Origin of the sequence: Galbibacter pacificus, from assembly GCF_029603165.1 — a bacterium.
GTDB lineage: Bacteria > Bacteroidota > Bacteroidia > Flavobacteriales > Flavobacteriaceae > Galbibacter > Galbibacter pacificus.
Map to the genome: position 1 here is coordinate 241,665 of NZ_JAQSVC010000002.1, position 20,643 is coordinate 262,307.

Consider the following 20,643-nt stretch of genomic DNA (forward strand, 5'->3'; position numbering starts at 1 on the left):
TATTTATAGTTGATGTTTAGTAGTTGTACCACATACTGACAAAAATTCGTGATTTGAATATAATTCAGTAGATTTATAGAAAATTAAAAAATATGGAAACTATCCGAATTGACATAATAAATCCAAAAGCGAAGCTTCTAAAAAAATTAGCAGATTTAAATTTGATTAAAATCAGTAAAGAAAAGTATAAATCGGACTTCTCGACTTTATTAAAAAAAATAAGAGCGAAATCTAATGACGAAATTTCGTTAGATGAAATAACAAAAGAAGTTGAGCAAGTGAGAAAATCACGATATGAAAAATGAGAAAGTAATCCTTGATACAAATCTTTGGATTAACTTTCTGATTTCCAAAAAATTCAGTCAAATTGATAAACTGATTAAAAGCAGAAAAATCGTATTGATTTTTTCCAACGAATTGCTCGAAGAATTTATTGATATTATTAGCCGATCGAAATTTAAAAAATACTTCTCTAAAAAAGATATTGAAAAAATTCTCGAATATTTTGACCTATATGGAGAATTGGTAAAGGTCAAGTCTGATATTGAAATCTGTCGAGATGAGAAAGATAATTTTTTACTAAACTTATCGGTTGATTCAAAAAAAGACTTATTGATTATAAAAAAAATTGAGAATACAAAAATCCTGACTTTCTCTGAATTTATTGAACGAACTGAATAATAAGTACATGGCACAACAGCGTATACAAGCAATTTGGGGAAAATGATAAAACGAAAGTACGAATATGAAAACAAAGGTCAGTGCAAAACTGAAAAGTTAAGTTAAGAAATCCCCAACTGCTCATACACAAAACCGTTGCAAATTACCCCGTCAGGTCGAGTGGAGTCTAATCTAGCCTATTTTAGAAGAACTATTGATGAAAAATCTTTCAATCCCTTTTGAGGTTGATATCATATTTATTTTATTATTTTTTCCATGACAGGGAGTAACCTGTTTTTTATGGAGCTTTCCTTGTAATCAATGATTTTAAAACCAGATTTTAAATAAAATTCGTGGCATTGGGGTCGGCAATTAAAAAGGCTTTCTCGTAGTTTAATTGTGCTATTTTATTTAAAAAATATTTCATGAGTATAGAACCATATCCTTTACCAATATATTCTGGGGAAAATGAAGAAAAAATCGAGTTCGACTTTCTTGTTATTTCTTATTATATAAGCAAAAAAAACAATTAATTTGCGGTTGTCTATAAGTTTATAAGCATTATTTCTCTTGAGATATTCAGCAGTGATGGTGAGCTCGTTTTCACACGAATCCATTTCTTTTTTTGAATATCCCCAATGCAATTTAGATTTAATGACCAATTCGGTAAGTATTTCATTGTCATTAATTGATGCACCAATTATTTCCATCCTAATAAATTAAACCGAACCCCGATTTACTCATAATAACTCAATCCAATTACTTCTTTTACCTTGTCCATGGTTTCCATAAGTTGTTGGCTAAATTTAAAAGTCATTATAGGGCTTTCTGTTTTTCCTTTGTGCAGCAAATCGTTAAAATGTGCTGCTTCGTAATTATAACCGTGTGTGGCGACCTCAAAATTTTTGGTCTTTCTATTTCCGTTAGCATCTGTAAAAACAACCGATGTAGGCTTGTGAAACTGTGTTTGGATATGGACGGTCCCTTTTTCGCATAAAATAACCGCTTCGGTATTGGTTTTCTTTAAAAGGGTTGAAGAAAGCTTGGCTTCTGCTCTGTTTTTATAACCAAAGACCATATCGCAGGAAGAATCGGCACCGGTTTCAAAATAGGTACAACTAGCATTGATGGTATCTGGAACACCTAGAATTGAAAGTGCTGCAAAAATAGGGTATATGCCAATATCCAACAGGCTCCCTCCGCCCAATTGCTTATTGAACAACCTTGACGATGCATTAAATTCCGGATAAAACCCGAAATCGGCTTCTAGTGATTTTACAGCTCCGTAATGCCCTTCCTTTAAAAAATTGAGTACATATTGGTAATGTGGTAAAAAATAGGTCCATAAAGCTTCCATGAGCAGGACTTCTTCATTTTTGGCTGTTTGTATCATTAACGCCACATCGGCACTATTTAATGCTAAAGGTTTTTCGCAAAGAACGGCCTTTTTGTTTTTTAGGCAATCAATGGTGTAGGTTTTATGGAAGGTATGTGGGGTGGCAATATAAATGGCGTCCACTTTTGGATCGGTTATAAGATCCATATAGTTTCCATATGCTTTTTTGGCACCAAATTCCTCTTTAAATTCTTCGGCCCGGTTTAGGTCCCGGGAAGCAACGGCATACAATGTGGCATCTTTTACGGCTTTTAGGTCATGAGCAAATTTTTTGGCAATGTGTCCGGGGGCCAAGATTCCCCATTTTATCTTTTTATTTTTTAATAACATTGGTTGTTCTGTTTATAGCTTCAAAAATAATGGCAATTGCTATCACCATGGCGCAACCTATAAAGTTTAGCCATAAATACCCAAGTTTTTCCTGTCCGGGGGCATAACGGTGAATGGCAAAATAATATATAAGTATAACGGCTATTTGCGTAATAATTGCAGAGATAAAAACGGCATTTCCCCGAATAAATTTTATAAAAAATGCAATAAAGAATATGCCCAGCACATTTCCGTAGAAAATAGAACCGATAATATTTACAAGTTGGATTAAATTGTCCAAAAGCGATGCAAAATTGGCAAACAAAATAGCAATAATACCCCAAGCCAATGTAAACCAGCGCGATGCGCTTAAATAATATTTCTCTGTTCTTTCTTTTTTCTGTCTTCTTCTAAAAAGGTCAATAGTGGTAATGGTTCCCAAGGCATTCAGTTCGGAAGCAGTAGACGACATGGCCGCCGAGAAAATAACGGCAAAGAGGAGTCCCATCAATCCTGTTGGAATATTGTTCAATATAAAATGGATAAAAACATAGTCTTTGTCGTTTGTTTCCAGATCTTTGTCTACCTTTTGAATAAGGGCCCTGGCTTCTTCACGGCTTTCCCTTTCTTTTTTATTGATTTCCTGTATCTGTTTTTTTGCTGAAACTATTAAATGATAGTCTTTTACGTCCAAAACGGCAGAAAAGTGTTCCTGGGCCATTTTTTTGTCTTTTTCCAATGCTTTGTGCTCTCTTTCCAGTTCGTGGTATTCATCGGCATACACCGATTGCTCCACAGCTTCAACTGCAACAGGGTTAAAATTTAAAGGCGAATGGTTGTATTGATAAAAAACAAAAACCATTACGCCTACCAAGAGGATAAAAAATTGCATGGGAACTTTTAACAGCCCATTAAAAATAAGCCCCAGTTGGCTTTCCCGAACCGATTTACCCGATAAATAGCGTTGCACCTGACTTTGGTCTGTTCCAAAATAAGCCAATGCCAAAAAAAGCCCGCCCGTAATTCCGCTCCAAAAAGTATACCTGCTTTTAGGGTTTAAAGAAAAATCGAGAATGTTTAGTTTATCGTTGGCGCCGGCAATTTTTAATGCTTTGCTGAAGGTAATGTCGTTTGGCAAATAGCTCATTACCAAATAAAAGGCAATGAACATCCCCGTCATAATAACAAACATTTGTTGTTTTTGTGTTACGCTAACTGCTTTGGTCCCCCCAGAAACAGTGTAGATAATTACCAAAATCCCAATAATGATATTTAAGGTTTTTACCTCGATCCCCAATACTGCCGACAGGATAATGGAAGGGGCATAGATGGTAATTCCCGCCGCAAGGCCCCGTTGGATAAGAAATAAGATAGCGGCCAAAGAACGCGTTTTAATATCAAACCTGTTCTCAAGGAATTCATAAGCTGTGTAAACTTTTAATTTATGGTAAATAGGAACAAAAACAATGCAGATAATAACCATAGCCAACGGTAAACCGAAATAAAACTGAACAAAGCCCATACCGTCGTGGAATGCTTGCCCTGGCGTGGAGAGAAAAGTAATGGCACTGGCTTGTGTGGCCATAACCGATAAACCTACCGTATACCATTTGGCTTCTTTCCCGGCAAGAATATAATCGCTTACATCTTTACTGCCCTTGGTTCTCCAGTAACCATAACCAACAATAAATAGCAAAGTGCTAGCGAGAACGATCCAATCGATTACTTCCATAAATGCTATTTACTTATTAGAAATCATAATAAGGTAAAATACAAAAATGTATATTGCATTTAGTATCAATACAATAGTGTATTCCCTTTTCCAAACAAACTTGTTCAACATGTTATCACCCTTTTATATAATTGGCATCATTTTTAGCTGTTTTACCTACCGAGAGCATATTGGCAAAGATTTTATATGCTCCCGGGACACCGGCTGGGAGTTCCCTAAAAAAACTCAAACCCGTGTAAATATAATAACCTTTTCCATATGGTGCTATTAAAAGGCTTCCGTCTTTTTTGCTTTCCCCTTTGTCGTGCATGGAAAGAACAGACGTAAATTCCTTTCCCCATTTATCGGGAAAATAAAGTCCTCTTTCCTGCACCCAGCCGTTAAAATCGTTTTGGGTAATTTTGTTGGGAGTATTCAACAATGCATTTGAAGGTGCGTTAAAGGTTACTTCGGCATTTTCGTCCGTAACACGGTCTCGAGATAGTTCCAACAAATAAGGTGCCAAATTATCTATGTTCAAGCCACCTCTTCCGGCGGTATTGTATTGAACAACAAGGTTGCCCCCGTTTTTTACATAGTCTAAAAGAATGGGTTGCTTAAATTTTAGCGATTCGTGAATGTTATATGCACGGATGCCTACCACGACAGCATCGAAATTTTTTAAATAGGCACTGTTTATGTTTTCGGGTTGAATAACGGTAACATTGTAGCCTATCTGCCGTAAACTTTCGGGAACCGCATCCCCGGCACCAGCTATATAAGCTATGTTTTCTCCTACTTTTTTAATATTCAACCTCACTACTTTAAAACTATCGGGAAGCAATACCGATTGTGTTGGAATATGGTCGTATGCTATGGTAACGAGCGCTTTGTTATAATCTTTACCATTGACTTTAATAACAGGTGTCATGGTTTCTTCATCTTCATTGTCGGGCGGTGTAATTTTAAAATGAATTGTCTTGGTGTCTCCTTTATTGGCTATGTTAAAGTTGATGCTTTCCGGAGAAACGTTCCAACCGCCATTGTGTTTTAAGTGAAGTGGCCCGGAGATATTGTCTTTTCCGGCCGTTATGGTAACCGAAATTTGCTTGCTCTCGTTGTTTGAAAAAATTGCAACTTTATTGGCCACTGAAGCCGTAACCGGAGGAAGAATTTGGAACGGTTGATAAATTTCTCCTTTATCCGGTTTAGAATATTTGTAAACAATGTCTTCTTCAAAAGGAATTTCAACGCCGCCTATATCAATGTTAAAATAGGCTTTTACCAATCGTGGGGTTTCCGGTTTTCCCCTTAATTCCTGTGGCGCTTTGTACATTCCCAAAGTACCTTCTTCCTTTAGCCAGTATGGAGCGGTATATGGACCGTTTTGAGGAATCGTTACAGCTATGCCCGAGCTTGTTTCTTGATTGTTGGCCAATGTTTTGTTGTAATTGTTTGTTTCATTGGTTGGGGTTGTTTTAATGCTTTTCAGCTTCATCTCTATATCCGACCTGTTTATTGTTGAAGCCCGTACATCGATGGTTTCCCCGGGAACGGCTGAAGCTTGATTGACTGTGGCTTCCAAGAAAAGTCCGCTACAGGCTTTAATAATTTTTTTAATTTCCTCTAATTTTACCTTCCGCCAGTATTCATCTTCTAAATTATTTATAAGTTGATAGGCCTTTACCAATTGGGGAACATGCTCGGAAGGATTTTTAAAATTAAAATGGTTTTGTACATCCAGCAGAATTTCGGCAATGGCCTCGCCACCTTTTACACGGCCCCAGGTTGTATTGATACCGCTAAAAATATTATTTTCATCATTTGGGAAACTTCCTTTTAAATATTCTAAATATTCTTGTTCACTTCCGCGGGAAGAAATACCACCAAACCCTTGGCTTAAATGTTGGCTCCTGGCAATAGAGGCAATCTCGTTATTGCTCATGCCCAAGGTAGGGTAATAGGTACCAATATCTACATGGAGTAATTTAGTTTTGTTGGCCTTTTCAAAATTTTCAGGACTCCCGTAAAACCACCATGAGGTGTTAAAGAAAAGCCTTTCGGGTTGCCACGTTGCTGTGTATTTTAACTGTTCGGGGTACTCATTGGGGTTTCCGGCCATATCAAAGGCCTCAAAGCTCAACATTGCCGAGGAGGTATGGTGCCCATGTGTAGTGCCCGGTGTCCTGTGGTCGAATCGGTTGATTATTACATCGGGTTTAAAATTTCTAATTACCCAAACAACATCGGCCAGTACTTCTTTTTTGTTCCATATTTCCAGTGTTTCTTCGGGGTGTTTGGAAAAACCAAAATCGTTTGCCCTTGAAAAAAACTGCTGCCCTCCATCTATATTTCTTGCTGCCAAGAGTTCTTCTGTTCTTAAAACACCTAAAAGTTCGCGCAGTTCCGGGCCAATTAAATTTTGACCTCCATCGCCACGTGTAAGCGATAAATAGGCCGTTCTGGCCTTTACTTCGTTGGAAAGGTATGAAATTAGCCTTGTGTTCTCATCGTCTGGGTGCGCAGCAATGTATAAAGCAGTTCCTAAAAAATTGAGTTTCTGTACGGCTTCATATATGTTTGAAGATGTATAGGTTTTAGGTTTTTGTGCATTTATGGAAAATGTAATTGCCAATCCGATAAGAAAGGATAATATTCTTTGCATGCGTTCAGTTTTAGGAGTTTTTCAAATATAAAAATAAATGTTGGTAGTTTGCGGCCTGCTATTTTTTACTTTTTTAATAAACTTTCGTTAAAAAGGTTGAATATACGTGTATATTCATCTGTCCAACTGGTGGGCTCTACAAAACCATGTTTTTCAACAGGGTAAACGGCCATTTCCCAATTATTTTTTCCAAGTTCTATTAAACGTTGCGATAGGCGTACCATATCTTGAAAATGAACATTGTCGTCTACTATTCCATGAAGAATTAACAAATCGCCTTTTAGGCCATCGGCATAATAAATAGGGGAGCTTCTTCTATAGGCAAGGCTATCGGTTGCTGGGGTATTTAAAATACGTGCAGTATAACCGTGGTTGTATGCTGCCCAATCTCCCACCGAACGTATGGCAGCTCCGGCCTTAAAATTATCTGCCTCGTTAAACATGGCCATAAGGGTTATAAACCCGCCATAAGAGCCTCCGTAAATCCCTATTTTGTCTTTGTTTATACCGAGATTGTTTATCATGTACCGGGCGCCATCCACCTGGTCGCTCAAATCTTTTCCTCCCATATGCCTGTATATGCCCGTGCGCCACTTGCTACCGTATCCTGCGCTGCCACGGTAGTCAATATCCAGTACCGTATACCCGTTATCAACCAGTAGGTTATGAAACATATACTCACGGAAGTATAGACTCCACCATTTGTGGGCATTTTGTAAATATCCGGCTCCGTGTACAAATATAATGGCTGCTTTGTTCTTTACATTTTCTTTGGGTTGGTACAAACGGGCATGCACATTGGCACCATCTTTTGCCTTAAAGGTTATGTATGCTGGTTCTTTCCATGCATATTTATTAAAATCTTCTGTAGTAGAATGAGTTATTCTTATAGTTTTTGCATTTCTTTTATACTTAGGGTTTGGTTGTAAATAAAGCTCGGTAGGTTTGTTGGAATACGAATAGCTTATTGCCATTTGCTTTTCATCGGGGGAGAGTACAACATCGTTATTTCCGGTCATATTGGTAAGTTGCTCCATTTCCCCACCATTGATGGGCATGCTATAAAATTGCCTGTCTCCGGGATGTGTTTTATTGGCCGTAAAATACCAGGATTTTTTATCATTGGAAATACTAGGGTTGTAAATTTCAAATTTACCAGAAGTAAGTGCGTCTAACTTTTTGTTTTCGGTATTAAGGGTATACAGGTGCGAATAGCCTGTTTTTTCCGATTGAAACCAAATGCTCTTGCCATTGGGCATCCAACCAAGTTCGCCCCCGCGATAGCCCCCTATGCCCGGCCCGGCAATCCAGGCTTTATTGTGCTGATGGTCAAGATTGGTAACGGTACCTTCTTTAATGTTCAGTAAAACAATCCATCGGTCTTTGTAGTCGTTGGAATTAATGTCCAACACAGCTTTGGTGCCGTCTTCGTTCCAAATAGGCCCGCTTATATAGCCAATTCTACTATTGTTTTTATATTCTTTGCCGGGATAATCTTTAGTGTATTCGGGAAGGTAGTCAAGTCCTTCCAGATTTTCCAGTTGAACGGGGTATGTCTTTCTGTTTTCTATATCATATACATATAATACATATTCGTCGGGGATGTTGCCTACTTTATCACGTGCATGCTGGTCTTCCGTATAGCCGGACTCGGTTACATAATGGGGCACAATCGTGCCTTTGTTGTCTTTTTCCTTAACGGTTAAATAGGTTACGTAATCTTCATTCGGACTTATATGTTGATTGTAAACGGACTTTCCTTCCAAATATATAGGTAATGGACTTTTGGCATCTTCCCGTTTGTTTAATCGTTCCCGAAGGTCTTTTTTTGCTTTGCGTTCCCGTAATACGTCAAACAGTGCCAGTTGGTCTTGATAGAGCCATTCGTCTTTGGTATCTCTTTCTTTTTCTTGCTCTTCCTTGTCTTTAAAAATAGTTATTTGTTTTGTTTCCCCGGTGTTTATATCCCAAGTGTAAAGGTTTTTGTTTTTTACATATGCAATTTTATGCTCGTTTCCCGTAAAATGTGCACTACTTTCAATAGCTTCGGTATTAGTAATTTGCGTGATTTTTTTTGAAGGGATATCCATTAAAAAAATATCACCGTGTTTGGCATATATCTTTTTGTCTTTTTCATGGTTGATGTTTCCATTTGTTGATGGAAGGTAGTATTCGGTTTCAAAACCTACTTGTTCTATTTTTTCTGAAGCAAGGCCGTACATGTAAAGAGAATCACTATATGTTTTTTCGGGGTTCCAATCGAAATATATTGTTTTTCCATCTACGGACCAGTGTACATTTGAAGGAAGGTGGCCAACAAAGTCATCGCCTTGCATAATCTGTTTAATGGTTAATGCTGATTGATTGTTTTTTTGTGCAAAACTGGAACTAATACATAAAAGAACAAACAGTTGGGTACATGTTTTAAGCTGCATATAAGTTGGTTTATTGCGAATAGACTTCAAATATAAATAAACATTGAAAAAATATAGGTTTTAAAGCAAACAAGTTCGTACCTGCAAGCTTGTAAAAAAGGCATGCAAGAAATAAGATATGTGACCGTTTATGCGTTAGCGGTTAATGACCTGCCGAACCATATTTTTGTAGGATTGCGGCTATACCGAATGCACTCCGTCGTCTTCTTTAAGGTGTTTCTCGATAACGGCCACCCCTTTTTGTAGCATTAAACTGTTGGGGTATGTAATTAATTCGCCATCTTCGGTACGCAAATGTATATGAAAAGTCTTGATATCTTCTATAATGGCTTCCGTAGGAAAATCTTTATCCTGAATACGTATGCGGTCCCCAATTTTAAAGGGGAAGGAAAAGAATAGAATAATTCCGGCTGTAATATTGCTTAAAATAGACCACGAGGCAAAAAAGGCAACCCCGATTACTGCAAAAGCAGAGGAGAAGAACAAGCCCAAGTCTTTAAAATCGACACCCCATAACAAACTTATAACCACAACAAAGATGAAAAACAGGAAAATATTAAAAAATTTAAGGATAAGTAGCGTCCGATTCCTGTCGATGTCTCCAAGCTTGCCGACTTTTTTCACGGTTTTAAAAAGAATAAATCTAATAAGGAGCAATAAAAAAATGGCGATAAGAGAACGTAAAATCTCTTCTCTAAATATTGATAAATATGTTGTCATAAAAAATTACAGTCCTAATGTGTCCCGCAAAGATACATCAGATGTTGCATTTTTCTCCCAATAAGCCGTTCTAATTGTCTTAATTTTTTTTGCTGATGAAGTAATGATTTTCGCCTCTTTTCCAAAACCACTTTTGTAAGATTCTTCCCATTCCTCTATTGCATATGGAAAAGCCGATTGGAATGTAATGGCAAGTGTTCTTTCCAGATCGGGATAATGTATTGAATATGTGGTACTTTTTTTATTTTTTTCAACCTTGCACATGGCCGTAAATGCTTTTGTTTCTATATGTTTGAGCCTAAGGTAAGCCAATGAGGGAATAATCTGTTGCTCTCCAATGGGCAATTTATCGGGGGCAACGCGAATTTGCGCCCAGATTTCGTCTTCCAGAATATTTTTTGGCAGGGTATAAGTGGCATCGGCTTCGTTTTCAAAATAAGAATGTGACGTAATTTCAAAAAGATTACGGTTGTTAAGCTGTGTATATGCCTGCCCGCACCATTCTGTAACGCTGGTGGCTATTTTAATGGCATGCCCCTGATACGACAGGGGGTAAAAAGTACTGTTCATAATGTGGTATGGGTAAATACCGGTTACAAAATTTTTACTGGTATTTAGTTTTAAAACGGTAATGCCCCGCTTATTGGGGTTGTTTGGCTTTACTTGTTTTTCCTTTAAAAAAGGTTCGGTAACATAAATTAAGGTTGCTTTTCCCTGGCGCAGTTCCCCGTACCTTGCCTGCAAAAGTTGATAAGAAGTAATTTCGGCTTCACCGGAGTACCAATAATCGTTAAATTCTTCAGAAGTTGTATAGTGGATCCTGCCTTTTTCGTAATTAGTAAATTTCCAATAAATAAAACTTATAACTATAAGGGTAACAAAGCTAACGAATATATATTTTGTAAATTTCATATTTAGAGTAATTTCCATAATATACAAAATATTTACGTTAATTAAATAAAATAATGTTCTATAAGCTGAATTTAAAAAAAATTAATCAATTAAGCTGTTAAGTGTTTTGTATACTTCAAAAACGGGGAGGCCAACCACGTTAAAGTAAGAACCTTCTATTTTTTCAATACCTATTTGCCCGATCCATTCCTGAATTCCGTATGCGCCTGCCTTATCGTATGGCTGGTAATGGGTTACGTAATATTCTATTTCTTCGTCGGTAAGCTGTTTAAAATAGACTTTTGTAGTATGGTTAACGGTTTTTTCAAGCTTGGTAGTGGTAAAACATACCGAGGTTATAACTTCGTGCATGGTGCCCGATTGCGAAGTAAGCATGGCTGTGGCCTCGTCCTTGCTTTTGGGTTTTCCCAGCGCTTGGTTGTTATGCCAGACAATGGTATCGGAAGTTATTAATATATCGTTTTCTTTTAACCCTTCTTTATGGGGTAGGGCTTTTAATTGCGCCAGATAGTCCGGGATTTCAAATTTATACAAACGTTCCGGGTAAACTTCGTCTACTTTTTTAAGTCGGATTTCAAAATCCAATCCTAAATCTTTAAAGAATTTTTGCCTCCTGGGCGATCCCGAAGCAAGGATTATGTGGTAGTCTTTAAGTTTTTTGTTTATAAGCATTTTTTCTTTGTTGTTTGTTTTCCATTCGCCTTTTGCTGCTGAAGTTGCTTGTTTTTTCTAGTCACTCCGACGAAGGAGAAGTCGCATATTATTCATAAGTCAATGAGTTAATGAGTTAAAGGGGAAAGGGGTTTTTCAAGTTCAGAGTTTAGAGTTCAACTAATAATTAGTATAATTCACTATCAACTATCAACTATCAACTATCAACTATCAACTATCAACTATCAACACCATTTATCCTTAATCATATTTCGCATCAAAATTATCTTTCCATTTTCCTTGTACTTTTAAAACCTGCTCGATTACATCCCTTACACAACCTTTCCCACCTTGTTTGTGCGAAACATATTTAGAGATTTCCTTTATTTCGGCCACTGCATCATTGGGACAGCAAGGCATTCCCACCATTTTCATGACATGGTAATCGGGGATGTCGTCGCCCATATACAGGGCATTTTCGGGCTTAATATTATAGATATCAAAATATTCATCCAGTGCGGCAACCTTATCGCTTATGCCCAAATGAATGTCTGTAATGCCAAGGCCCCGTAAACGCGTGCGTACGCCTTCGTTGTTACCGCCCGAAATAATACATATGTTATATCCTTTGTTTAGGGCCGTTTTCATGGCATAGCCATCTTTTATGTTCATGTTCCTGAGCATTTGTCCATCGGTGGTAATTGCAATGGTTCCGTCGGTTAAAACACCATCAACGTCAAAAATAAAAGTAGTAATGTCCTGTAGGTATTCTTTATAGTTTTTTTCTTCCATAAGTGTTTTGTATAGATGCTGTTAACAGTTTGTATATTTCTTTGTAATTTTTGTTTGGCAATTGTTCTAGATGTGCATTAATAGTACTTTGGTCGTTTCTTTTTGCGGGTCCGGTTTGTGCTTCTTTTGGAGCGAGATCCATGATTTTATGAGTGGTTTCCTCAATAAGCGGGTGTAAAATATTAAAAGGGACATTGTTTTTTTCGCAGAGTTCATGGCCAATATAATAGAGGTGGTTTACAAAATTATTTACAAATACGGCTGCTAAGTGGATTACTTTGCGCTGTTCTGAATTTATCTCGTAAACATGTGTGGATAATTCTGATGAAAACGCCTTTAAAAAATTAAAATCTTTTTCATCTTCAGCTTCAATACAAATAGGCAAAGTGCCAAAATCCACCAGCTTTTCTTTTGAAAATGTTTGTAAAGGATATAAAACGCCACGCCGGTTTTTAGCGTTCATTGAATACATGGAAACATTGCCCGAGGTATGTACCACAAAGTTGTCCGAAAACGGGAGCATGTCCGAAACCTGGCCAATGGCATCATCTGTAACGGCGATGATATAAATATCGGCTTTTTCAAGACTATTGATATCATCGGTAATTTGGGTAAACTTTCCAAACTCCTCAATAGAATGGATGTTCCTGTTGTAACATTGTATCAAGTTTACAGACGATAACTTACCAAAGGCCGTAAACAAATGGTATGCAATATTTCCCCCTCCTAATAAAACAACTTTTAACATGACGCTAAATTACGGAATGAAGATGATTTATATAGGGTTATACAGTTAAAAGTTATTGCCGCTTATTGTTGAACTGCCATACAACCGAATTGCTTTCTTGTTTACAATGTGCAATTCAAGCTGATATACGGTTCAAGGTTCTTGCTCCTTGAAACCAAAAACCAAAAACCAGAAACCAAAAACTAAAAACTTGTCGCCAGTCATCGTGATCCCTTAAGAATTAATATCCCAATTTAACGTTTTAAATGATAAAAACGCCTTATTTTTGCCAACTGAAATTCAATTGGTAAATTCAACGATACTGATGTTAGATTCCCTAAAGAAAATTATATTTTCTACCCGTTTAATGGCCATTCTTTTTGTTCTTTTTGCAACCGCTATGGCCTTTGGTACCTTTATAGAAAACTGGTACAATACCGAAACCTCAAAAATTTGGATATACAATACCTGGTGGTTCGAGCTTATCATGCTCTTTTTTATGGTAAACTTCCTCGGGAATATAAAGCGTTACCGTCTTTTTAGAAAAGAGCAGTGGCCCGTTTTATTGCTGCATATATCTTTCATATTTATTATCCTTGGGGCTTTTGTTACCCGCTATATTGGTTATGAAGGGGCAATGCCCATTCGCGAAGACACTTCGGTTGATTATATTCTGACCCAAAAAAAATATGTTTCGGCATTTGTAGATGGGGAGATTAACGGCGAACCCAGGCGTAAAGCCCTACAAGATGAGATTATGGTTACCAAAAAAGCTTTAAAATCTTCCTTGCCATGGAAATCCGATTTTAACGGACAGCCTTTTACCATAGCTTATGCCGGTTTTATTGAAGGAGCAGAAGAAGGGTTAATTGAAGACGAAAACGGTGACGATTACCTAAAAATAGTTGAAGCCGGGGGCGGGAGCAGGCATGATCATTATTTAAAGAAAGGCGAAGTATCCAGCATTCACAATATATTGTTTGCTTTTAACAAACCAACAGAAGGAGCTGTCAATATCACCATAAACGATTCTGTAAGCTCCATCCAATCTCCTTTTGAGGGAACGTTTATGCGCATGGCCGATCAATTTCGGGGAACGGTCGTCCAAGACAGCCTTCAACAGCTAATGTACCGGTCCCTATACAATGTGGCTGGAATGCAGTTTGTGTTTCCAGACCCCGTGGTGAAAGGGAAATATGGCGTTGTAGAAACCAAAACAAAAACTAAAGAACAACAAGATGCACTTATCCTGGATATTACTTCCAACGGAGAGACCAAACAAGTAAAACTGTTGGGCGGAACGGGACATTTAAACGATCCCAAGACTGTAAAAGTGGGCGGACTCGATTTTCATTTGTCTTTTGGATCCATTAAAAAGGAATTGCCCTTTAGTATTAAGTTGAATGATTTTATTGCTGAAAAATATCCCGGAACCGAAAAAGGATATTCTTCGTTTATGAGCAAAGTTACCGTGGAAGATGAACGTTCTTTTGATTACGATATTTATATGAACCATATTCTGGACCATAAAGGCTACCGTTTCTTCCAGTCAGGGTTTGATCCCGACGAAAGAGGAACCATTTTATCTGTAAACCACGACCAATGGGGAACAAGAATTACCTATTTGGGCTACTTTTTGCTGTATGCAGGACTTATGGGCATTATGTTCTTTGGTAAAACCCGTTTTAGAAGTTTAGGAGATATGCTGGAAAAAGTAAAAGCAAAAAAGGCATCTTTAACTGCGGTAGCAATTTTGTTTACAGTTTTTGGCGGAATGTCCCAAAACATACCAATGCACGGTACTATGGAGCATCCCGAAGACCAACAGGTAACCGAGGAGGAACATGAGCACGTGGCGGCTCCAACACAGCATCAAATAGATTCTATTTTGGCCACAACGGTGGTAGATAAAGCGCATGCGGCCAAATTTGGGTCGTTGGTAATGCAGGATAGCAAAGGACGTATGAAACCAATTAATACCTTTGCTTCCGAATTAATGAGAAAGCTCCATACTTCTGAAACGTTTAAGGGCATGGATGCCAACCAAGTGTTGCTTTCCATGTTGCAAAACCCTCCGTTGTGGTATAATGTAGATTTTATACACGTTACCTGGAAAAATGATAGTATACGAACGGTTATAAATGTTCCCAAAGGACAAAAATATGTAAAGGCTGTCGATTTTTTTGAAGGAACAAATTACAAACTTTCACCATATCTGGAACAAGCATATGCTACCAATGTCCCAAATCAGTTTCAAAAAGACTTTAGGAACTTCGACTTAAAACTTGGGTTGTTAAACCAAGCTTTGGGCGGCGATATCCTTCGCATTTATCCGTTGCCGGATGACGAAAACCATAAGTGGATAGCTTCGGCAGAGCTTCAAAAGGAGAAGTTTGAAATAAAAGATTCCTTATATGCAAATTTCGTTAACAGGTCGCTTTCTTTTTATGTAATGGCTTTACAACAGGCCAAAGCTACCGGAGATTATACCCAAGCCGATAAAATACTGGAAGCTTTCAAACAAAATCAAAAAAATTATGGTGAAGAGGTAATGCCTTCAGACACAAAGGTTAAAGCCGAGATTTGGTATAATAAAATAAATATATTTCAAGAACTGCTTAAATGGTACATGCTGTTTGGTTTCTTGATGTTTACTTTAATAATTGTACAGCTTTTCCAGAACAACAAAGTACTGCGCTCGTTAATAAAAGTATGCAGCATTGGTATTTTTATACTTTTTGGGTTGCATACATTGGGGCTTATTACCCGGTGGTACATAAGCGGCCATGCTCCTTGGAGCGATGCTTACGAAAGTGTACTTTATGTAGCATGGAGCACCATGGGGCTGGGCTTGTTGTTTGCCAGAAAAAGCGGGCTTACGGTTGCGTCTACCGCTTTTGTAACGGCTATTATACTTTTTGGGGCACATTTAAACTGGCTAGACCCGGCAATTGCCAATTTACAACCTGTTTTGGACAGTTATTGGCTCATGATCCATGTAGCGGTTATTGTGGGAAGTTACGGGCCGTTTACCTTAGGGATGATCCTTGGTATTGTTACCTTGTTCCTTATGGTTTTTACCTCCAAAAAGAATAAAGTAAAAATGGATTTGGTAATTCAAGAACTAACCATTATAAACGAACTTGCTTTAACCGTTGGAATTGTTATGCTGGCTATTGGAACCTTTTTGGGCGGACAATGGGCAAATGAAAGTTGGGGGCGCTATTGGGGCTGGGATCCAAAAGAAACTTGGGCGCTCATTAGCGTTATGGTCTACGCTTTTGTTATTCATATGCGTTTGGTACCCGGGCTTCGCGGCAGGTGGAGTTTTAATTTTGCAAGCATTGTTGCCTATGCCAGCATTATGATGACTTATTTCGGGGTAAATTTTTACTTGTCTGGGTTGCATTCTTATGCAAGCGGAGATAAAGTAATAACCCCTAATTTTATTTATTATTCGGTTGTTTTTGTCCTTGTTTTGGGGAGCATAAGTTACTGGAGGTATAAAAAGCATTATAAAAAAGCATAACATTCTTTACTGATAAGATTAACATTACATATAAAAAATATAACAAAAGCTTTAACTTAGTAAGTTGAAGCTTTTGTCTTTTTATATTGAATTTTGAACCATACAACCATTTACATTATGAACCCAGAAAATTTAAAATTAAACACCATTTGTACGCATGTTGGCGAAGTAGCGGACAGGCAATTTAAAGGTGCTGTTTCGCCTATTTATCCGGCTACTTCATACAATTTTGAAGGCGTGGACGAAAAAAGATATCCACGCTACTTTAATACGCCCAACCAACAAGCATTGACAAGAAAGTTGGCCGCCTTGGAACATGCCGAAGCGGCATTGATTTTTAGTAGCGGGATGGCGGCCATTTGTACTTCCGTATTGGCATTTTTACAACATGGAGATCACGTGGTTTTGCAAAAAGCATTATATGGAGGAACCCATAATTTTGTAGTGAATGAATTTAAAAGGTTCGGAATTGAATATTCTTTTACAAAAGGGCTTGAAAAGAAAGATTTTGAAGCGGCCATAAAAGAAAATACCAAACTTATTTTTATAGAAACGCCTTCCAATCCGCTTTTGCATATCACCGATATAAAAATGGTGGCAGCGCTCGCAAGGGCAAACAATATAATTTCTGTAATAGACAACACCTTTGCCTCTCCGGTAAACCAAAACCCAATAGCTTACGGAATAGACATTGTAGCGCACAGTGCCACCAAATATTTGGGTGGTCACAGCGATATTTTGGCCGGTGCGGTTTGCGCTAAAAAGGAACATATAGAAAAAATAGCCTCCTTGGGCATAAACCTCGGGGGTAATTTAAGCGATTATACTGTTTGGTTATTGGAACGGAGTATCAAAACGTTGGGATTAAGGGTAAAGGCGCAAAACAGAAATGCAAGAAAACTAGCTAAATATTTTAGTAAAAACGAGGCTGTATCAAAAGTGTATTACCCGGGCCTAAAATCGCATCCCGGTCATGAATTGGCCAGTACCCAAATGAAAGGGTATGGCGGGATGCTTTCGCTGGAATTACAACCGGGCATCGATATGGACCATTTTTTAACTTCTCTGTCCTTGATAAAACCTTCCATGAGCCTTGCCGGGGTAGAAAGCACGATATCTGTTTCGGTCAGGACTTCGCATGCCCTGCTTTCAGAAGAAGAAAGAAAAACGCAGGGAATAAGCGATAGGTTGCTTAGGTTGTCGGTTGGGATAGAAGACAAAAGGGATCTGATAGCCGACTTTGAACAGGCAATCTCAAAAGTAAGGGCAAAACAAATATAATTGATGTATTTTTGAAGGACGAAATAAAATAACTGATAGAATACATGAAACTAGATATACTTGCATTTGGAGCACATCCAGATGATGTTGAACTGGGCTGTGGAGCTACCCTTGCCAAAGAGATTACACTTGGAAAAACAGTTGGGATAATAGATTTGACACAAGGAGAATTAGGTACGCGTGGATCTGCCGAAATAAGAGCCATGGAAGCGGCAAAAGCTGCCAAGATATTAGGTGTAAAAACGCGTGAAAACTTGGGCTTTGCCGATGGTTTCTTTCTAAACGACAAGCAGCATCAACTGGAAGTAATTAAAATGATAAGAAAATACAAGCCCGAAATTGTACTCTGCAATTCCATAGACGATAGGCATATAGACCATGGAAGGGCAAGCAAATTGGTAAGCGATGCCTGCTTTTTAAGCGGTTTGTTAAAGATTGAAACTTCCATTGATGGAGAAAAGCAGGAAAAATGGCGTCCAAAGTATGTATATCATTACATTCAATGGAAGAATATCGAACCCGATTTTGTTGTAAACGTTAGTGGTTTTATCGATAAAAAAATAACGGCCATACAGGCATATTCCTCACAATTTTTTGATCCAAACAGCAAGGAACCCGAAACGCCCATAACCAGCAAAAACTTTTTTGACAGTCTGGATTATAGGGCCAGAGACCTTGGTAGGTTAATAAATGTAGACCATGCTGAGGGATTTACGGTTGAAAGATTATTGGGGGTGAACGAGTTAGATAATTTGATTTAAAAAAGATTATTTTTTTCTTTGCAAAAGAAACAAAATCGATTACATTTGCATCCGCAATTAAACGGTGGTTGTAGCTCAGCTGGTTAGAGCGCTAGATTGTGGTTCTAGAGGTCGCCGGTTCGAAACCGGTCTTCCACCCAAAAATACAAAGCTCCTTGAAAAAGGGGCTTTTTTTTGTATCTTTTCTGGGATGTATTTTTATTCAAGCTAATCCCAAAACTCTGGTCTTTTTTGTCTGATGGATTTTGGGGGATGAGATATCTCCCTGCGGTCGATATGACTGCCTCTTTTGAAATAAAAAAGTGCTTTTCCATTTTATTGAAAAAGCACTTCTTCTATAAATAGTTTTTTTGTTATTTTTCTATGGGTTCTGCCTTATCAACAACAATTCTTTTCGGCCTATTGGCAACTTCCCAAGCGGTTTGAAAAACCAATTTGGTCCTGTTGGTCAATAAATCGTAATTAATTTTATCCGGGGTATCCGTCATTTTATGGTAATCGGCATGTGTCCCATTAAAATAGAATATAATTGGAACATTGTGCTTTGCAAAATTGTAATGATCGCTTCTGTAATAAAAACGGTTCGGGTCATTATCGTCGTTATAAGTATAATCCAACTCAATATGTGCGTACTTATTATTTACTTCTTCAGAAAGCTCATGGAGTTCGGTACTCAATTTATCAGAGCCTATTAAATATACATAGTTTCTATTGCCATCCCTTTTAGGGTCGATACGGCCAATCATATCGATATTTAGGTCGGCAACGGTATTTTCTAATGGAAAAATGGGATGATCGGTATAATATTCCGATCCGAAAAGGCCTTTTTCTTCACCGGTTACATGAAGAAAAACAATAGACCTTTTGGGCCCGTTTCCATCGTCTACGGCTTTTTTAAACGCTTCTGCAATTTCCAAAACGGCAACGGTACCGCTTCCGTCATCATCGGCACCATTAAAAACATTTCCGTCTGCATCCATTCCAACATGATCCAAATGGGCAGACACGACCACATATTCGTTTGGTTTGCTCTTTCCTTTAATATAGGCAACTACATTTTCAGAGTTAACATCTTTTGAAGTGCTGGTAAGGTTGAGCGTAATTTTTTGGTCTATGGGTTTGGCGGTTTCGTCGGTATCGATTTCGGGATATAATTTTGAAGCCATTTCTTTATTGACAAACAGGGTCGACAATTCTTTTTTATCGCTTTTCAGAACCATTTGTCCGCCTGTCCCGGCTTCAGAATAATGTTGGTACCTCCGTGAAACCCTGTCAAAAAATGCATTATCGTAATAAATTATCCCTTCGGCACCTTTGTCCATGGCTATAGCTACCCGTTTTGCCAATGTTTCCCTCCAGTTGGACCAAACACTTGGTTCTGTAGTTCCGCTAACCGTGTATTTTCCATCATCATTTTTGGGTTCGCCTATTTTAACAAGCACATATTTTCCGCTTACGTCTATGTTTTCATAATCCGAATAATTACCAGTATCGATTCCATAGCCCGCATAAACAATACCGAAAGTTTTATTCGGCACAGCAGAAAATGTTATAATGCCATCACCCAGGGTGTAATCGTTTTCTCCTATTTTAATATCTCCGGTAGGAATGCCGTTTATTACTAGCGGTACAGTTTGAAAGTAATCATCGCCACCCTTTGCGGCCGGGATTCCAAGGTCTTCGTATTGCTTTTTAAGGTATTCTACTGCCTTTTTTTGTCCGGGCTCCCCGGTTTCCCTTCCTTCAAATTCATCAGAGGCATATGTGTAAAGATGTTCTTTGAGCTCACCTTCGGTAATGGTATTGGCATAACCAACACGGTCTAATTCTTTTGTAGTGCTTTCTGCAGTAGCGCTAACGTTTTGTTGTGCACTATTACAGGCAACCGCAAAGAATAACCCTGCGAATAAAATTTTTTTCATGTTTTTAAATTATTGTTTAGCGTTGAATTTTTCAAATATAAGGTGACTATCCGATATAAATTTAAAGAAAGGGCATAATTACTTGTTAAAATTTAAAAAAAATCTCTTTTTATTATTTCTTGTTTATAACTGAAAGATAGATGGTTTGTGCTTATGTTGCACATTTTTTTCT

General features: G+C 37.9%; 17 protein-coding genes and 1 tRNA gene. 6 read left to right on the forward strand and 12 right to left on the reverse strand.

What is annotated here, in order from left to right; translation table 11 throughout:
- Positions 1 to 92 precede the first annotated feature (92 nt).
- Positions 93 to 305, forward strand: a complete 213-nt coding sequence (locus PSF86_RS05585; RefSeq protein ID WP_277899072.1) for a hypothetical protein — start codon at positions 93 to 95, stop codon at positions 303 to 305.
- Complete coding sequence (locus PSF86_RS05590; RefSeq protein ID WP_277899073.1) at positions 295 to 681, forward strand: putative toxin-antitoxin system toxin component, PIN family; 387 nt, start codon at positions 295 to 297, stop codon at positions 679 to 681. Before PSF86_RS05585 ends, PSF86_RS05590 begins: the two co-directional genes overlap by 11 nt.
- A 319-nt stretch (positions 682 to 1,000) precedes the next feature.
- Here the strand turns inward: PSF86_RS05590 and PSF86_RS17845 are convergent, their stop codons facing one another.
- From PSF86_RS17845 to PSF86_RS05640, 11 genes are all read right to left on the reverse strand, one after another.
- Positions 1,001 to 1,087, reverse strand: coding sequence for a hypothetical protein (locus PSF86_RS17845; RefSeq protein WP_407933316.1), 87 nt, complete (start codon positions 1,085 to 1,087; stop codon positions 1,001 to 1,003).
- Between the two features lie 19 nt (positions 1,088 to 1,106).
- Positions 1,107 to 1,370: a hypothetical protein gene (locus PSF86_RS05595; protein ID WP_277899074.1), complete on the reverse strand. Its 264-nt coding sequence runs from the start codon at positions 1,368 to 1,370 to the stop codon at positions 1,107 to 1,109.
- 26 nt (positions 1,371 to 1,396) lie between these two features.
- Complete coding sequence (locus PSF86_RS05600) at positions 1,397 to 2,386, reverse strand: Gfo/Idh/MocA family protein (protein ID WP_277899075.1); 990 nt, start codon at positions 2,384 to 2,386, stop codon at positions 1,397 to 1,399.
- The gene (locus tag PSF86_RS05605; protein ID WP_277899076.1) at positions 2,370 to 4,097 is read right to left on the reverse strand and encodes a sodium:solute symporter family protein; all 1,728 of its coding nucleotides are present in this window, start codon (positions 4,095 to 4,097) and stop codon (positions 2,370 to 2,372) included. The genes PSF86_RS05600 and PSF86_RS05605 overlap by 17 nt, the downstream gene beginning before the upstream one ends.
- A 115-nt stretch (positions 4,098 to 4,212) precedes the next feature.
- The gene (locus PSF86_RS05610) at positions 4,213 to 6,741 is read right to left on the reverse strand and encodes a PIG-L family deacetylase (protein WP_277899077.1); all 2,529 of its coding nucleotides are present in this window, start codon (positions 6,739 to 6,741) and stop codon (positions 4,213 to 4,215) included.
- A 65-nt stretch (positions 6,742 to 6,806) separates the two neighbouring features.
- Positions 6,807 to 9,176 (reverse strand): prolyl oligopeptidase family serine peptidase, encoded by a 2,370-nt coding sequence (locus tag PSF86_RS05615; protein ID WP_277899078.1) that lies wholly within the window; start codon positions 9,174 to 9,176, stop codon positions 6,807 to 6,809.
- 180 nt (positions 9,177 to 9,356) lie between these two features.
- Positions 9,357 to 9,800: a mechanosensitive ion channel domain-containing protein gene (locus PSF86_RS05620; RefSeq protein WP_338424017.1), complete on the reverse strand. Its 444-nt coding sequence runs from the start codon at positions 9,798 to 9,800 to the stop codon at positions 9,357 to 9,359.
- Between the two features lie 102 nt (positions 9,801 to 9,902).
- Positions 9,903 to 10,826, reverse strand: a complete 924-nt coding sequence (locus PSF86_RS05625; protein WP_277899080.1) for a septum formation inhibitor Maf — start codon at positions 10,824 to 10,826, stop codon at positions 9,903 to 9,905.
- Between the two features lie 63 nt (positions 10,827 to 10,889).
- Entirely contained in the window at positions 10,890 to 11,480 is a 591-nt protein-coding gene (locus PSF86_RS05630; protein ID WP_277899081.1) for a Maf family nucleotide pyrophosphatase, read from the reverse strand.
- Positions 11,481 to 11,720: 240 nt separating this feature from the next.
- A complete protein-coding gene (locus tag PSF86_RS05635) occupies positions 11,721 to 12,251 on the reverse strand; it encodes a KdsC family phosphatase (protein ID WP_277899082.1) in 531 nt (176 codons plus the stop codon).
- Positions 12,232 to 12,999: a Rossmann-like and DUF2520 domain-containing protein gene (locus PSF86_RS05640; RefSeq protein WP_277899083.1), complete on the reverse strand. Its 768-nt coding sequence runs from the start codon at positions 12,997 to 12,999 to the stop codon at positions 12,232 to 12,234. The genes PSF86_RS05635 and PSF86_RS05640 overlap by 20 nt, the downstream gene beginning before the upstream one ends.
- 304 nt (positions 13,000 to 13,303) lie before the next feature.
- Here PSF86_RS05640 and PSF86_RS05645 point away from each other — a divergent pair, with 304 nt between their 5' ends.
- From PSF86_RS05645 to PSF86_RS05660, 4 genes are all read left to right on the forward strand, one after another.
- Positions 13,304 to 16,507, forward strand: coding sequence for a cytochrome c biogenesis protein (locus tag PSF86_RS05645; protein ID WP_277899602.1), 3,204 nt, complete (start codon positions 13,304 to 13,306; stop codon positions 16,505 to 16,507).
- Positions 16,508 to 16,624: 117 nt separating this feature from the next.
- Complete coding sequence (locus tag PSF86_RS05650; protein WP_277899084.1) at positions 16,625 to 17,788, forward strand: trans-sulfuration enzyme family protein; 1,164 nt, start codon at positions 16,625 to 16,627, stop codon at positions 17,786 to 17,788.
- Positions 17,789 to 17,832: 44 nt separating this feature from the next.
- Positions 17,833 to 18,549, forward strand: a complete 717-nt coding sequence (gene bshB1, locus PSF86_RS05655; RefSeq protein WP_277899085.1) for a bacillithiol biosynthesis deacetylase BshB1 — start codon at positions 17,833 to 17,835, stop codon at positions 18,547 to 18,549.
- A gap of 63 nt (positions 18,550 to 18,612) precedes the next feature.
- Positions 18,613 to 18,688, forward strand: a tRNA-His gene (locus PSF86_RS05660).
- Positions 18,689 to 18,902: 214 nt separating this feature from the next.
- On the opposite strand, the gene PSF86_RS05665 is transcribed toward PSF86_RS05660, so the two are convergent.
- Positions 18,903 to 20,471: a M28 family metallopeptidase gene (locus tag PSF86_RS05665; protein WP_277899086.1), complete on the reverse strand. Its 1,569-nt coding sequence runs from the start codon at positions 20,469 to 20,471 to the stop codon at positions 18,903 to 18,905.
- Between the last annotated feature and the right edge of the window lie 172 nt (positions 20,472 to 20,643).

Coding starts and splice junctions, on each gene's coding strand:
- PSF86_RS05585 (WP_277899072.1), top strand. CDS start 93: ATGGAAACTATCCGAATTGACATAATAAATCCAAAAGCGAAGCTTCTA.
- PSF86_RS05590 (WP_277899073.1), top strand. CDS start 295: ATGAAAAATGAGAAAGTAATCCTTGATACAAATCTTTGGATTAACTTT.
- PSF86_RS17845 (WP_407933316.1), bottom strand. CDS start 1,087: ATGAAATATTTTTTAAATAAAATAGCACAATTAAACTACGAGAAAGCC.
- PSF86_RS05595 (WP_277899074.1), bottom strand. CDS start 1,370: ATGGAAATAATTGGTGCATCAATTAATGACAATGAAATACTTACCGAA.
- PSF86_RS05600 (WP_277899075.1), bottom strand. CDS start 2,386: ATGTTATTAAAAAATAAAAAGATAAAATGGGGAATCTTGGCCCCCGGA.
- PSF86_RS05605 (WP_277899076.1), bottom strand. CDS start 4,097: ATGGAAGTAATCGATTGGATCGTTCTCGCTAGCACTTTGCTATTTATT.
- PSF86_RS05610 (WP_277899077.1), bottom strand. CDS start 6,741: ATGCAAAGAATATTATCCTTTCTTATCGGATTGGCAATTACATTTTCC.
- PSF86_RS05615 (WP_277899078.1), bottom strand. CDS start 9,176: ATGCAGCTTAAAACATGTACCCAACTGTTTGTTCTTTTATGTATTAGT.
- PSF86_RS05625 (WP_277899080.1), bottom strand. CDS start 10,826: ATGGAAATTACTCTAAATATGAAATTTACAAAATATATATTCGTTAGC.
- PSF86_RS05630 (WP_277899081.1), bottom strand. CDS start 11,480: ATGCTTATAAACAAAAAACTTAAAGACTACCACATAATCCTTGCTTCG.
- PSF86_RS05635 (WP_277899082.1), bottom strand. CDS start 12,251: ATGGAAGAAAAAAACTATAAAGAATACCTACAGGACATTACTACTTTT.
- PSF86_RS05640 (WP_277899083.1), bottom strand. CDS start 12,999: ATGTTAAAAGTTGTTTTATTAGGAGGGGGAAATATTGCATACCATTTG.
- PSF86_RS05645 (WP_277899602.1), top strand. CDS start 13,304: ATGTTAGATTCCCTAAAGAAAATTATATTTTCTACCCGTTTAATGGCC.
- PSF86_RS05650 (WP_277899084.1), top strand. CDS start 16,625: ATGAACCCAGAAAATTTAAAATTAAACACCATTTGTACGCATGTTGGC.
- bshB1 (WP_277899085.1), top strand. CDS start 17,833: ATGAAACTAGATATACTTGCATTTGGAGCACATCCAGATGATGTTGAA.
- PSF86_RS05665 (WP_277899086.1), bottom strand. CDS start 20,471: ATGAAAAAAATTTTATTCGCAGGGTTATTCTTTGCGGTTGCCTGTAAT.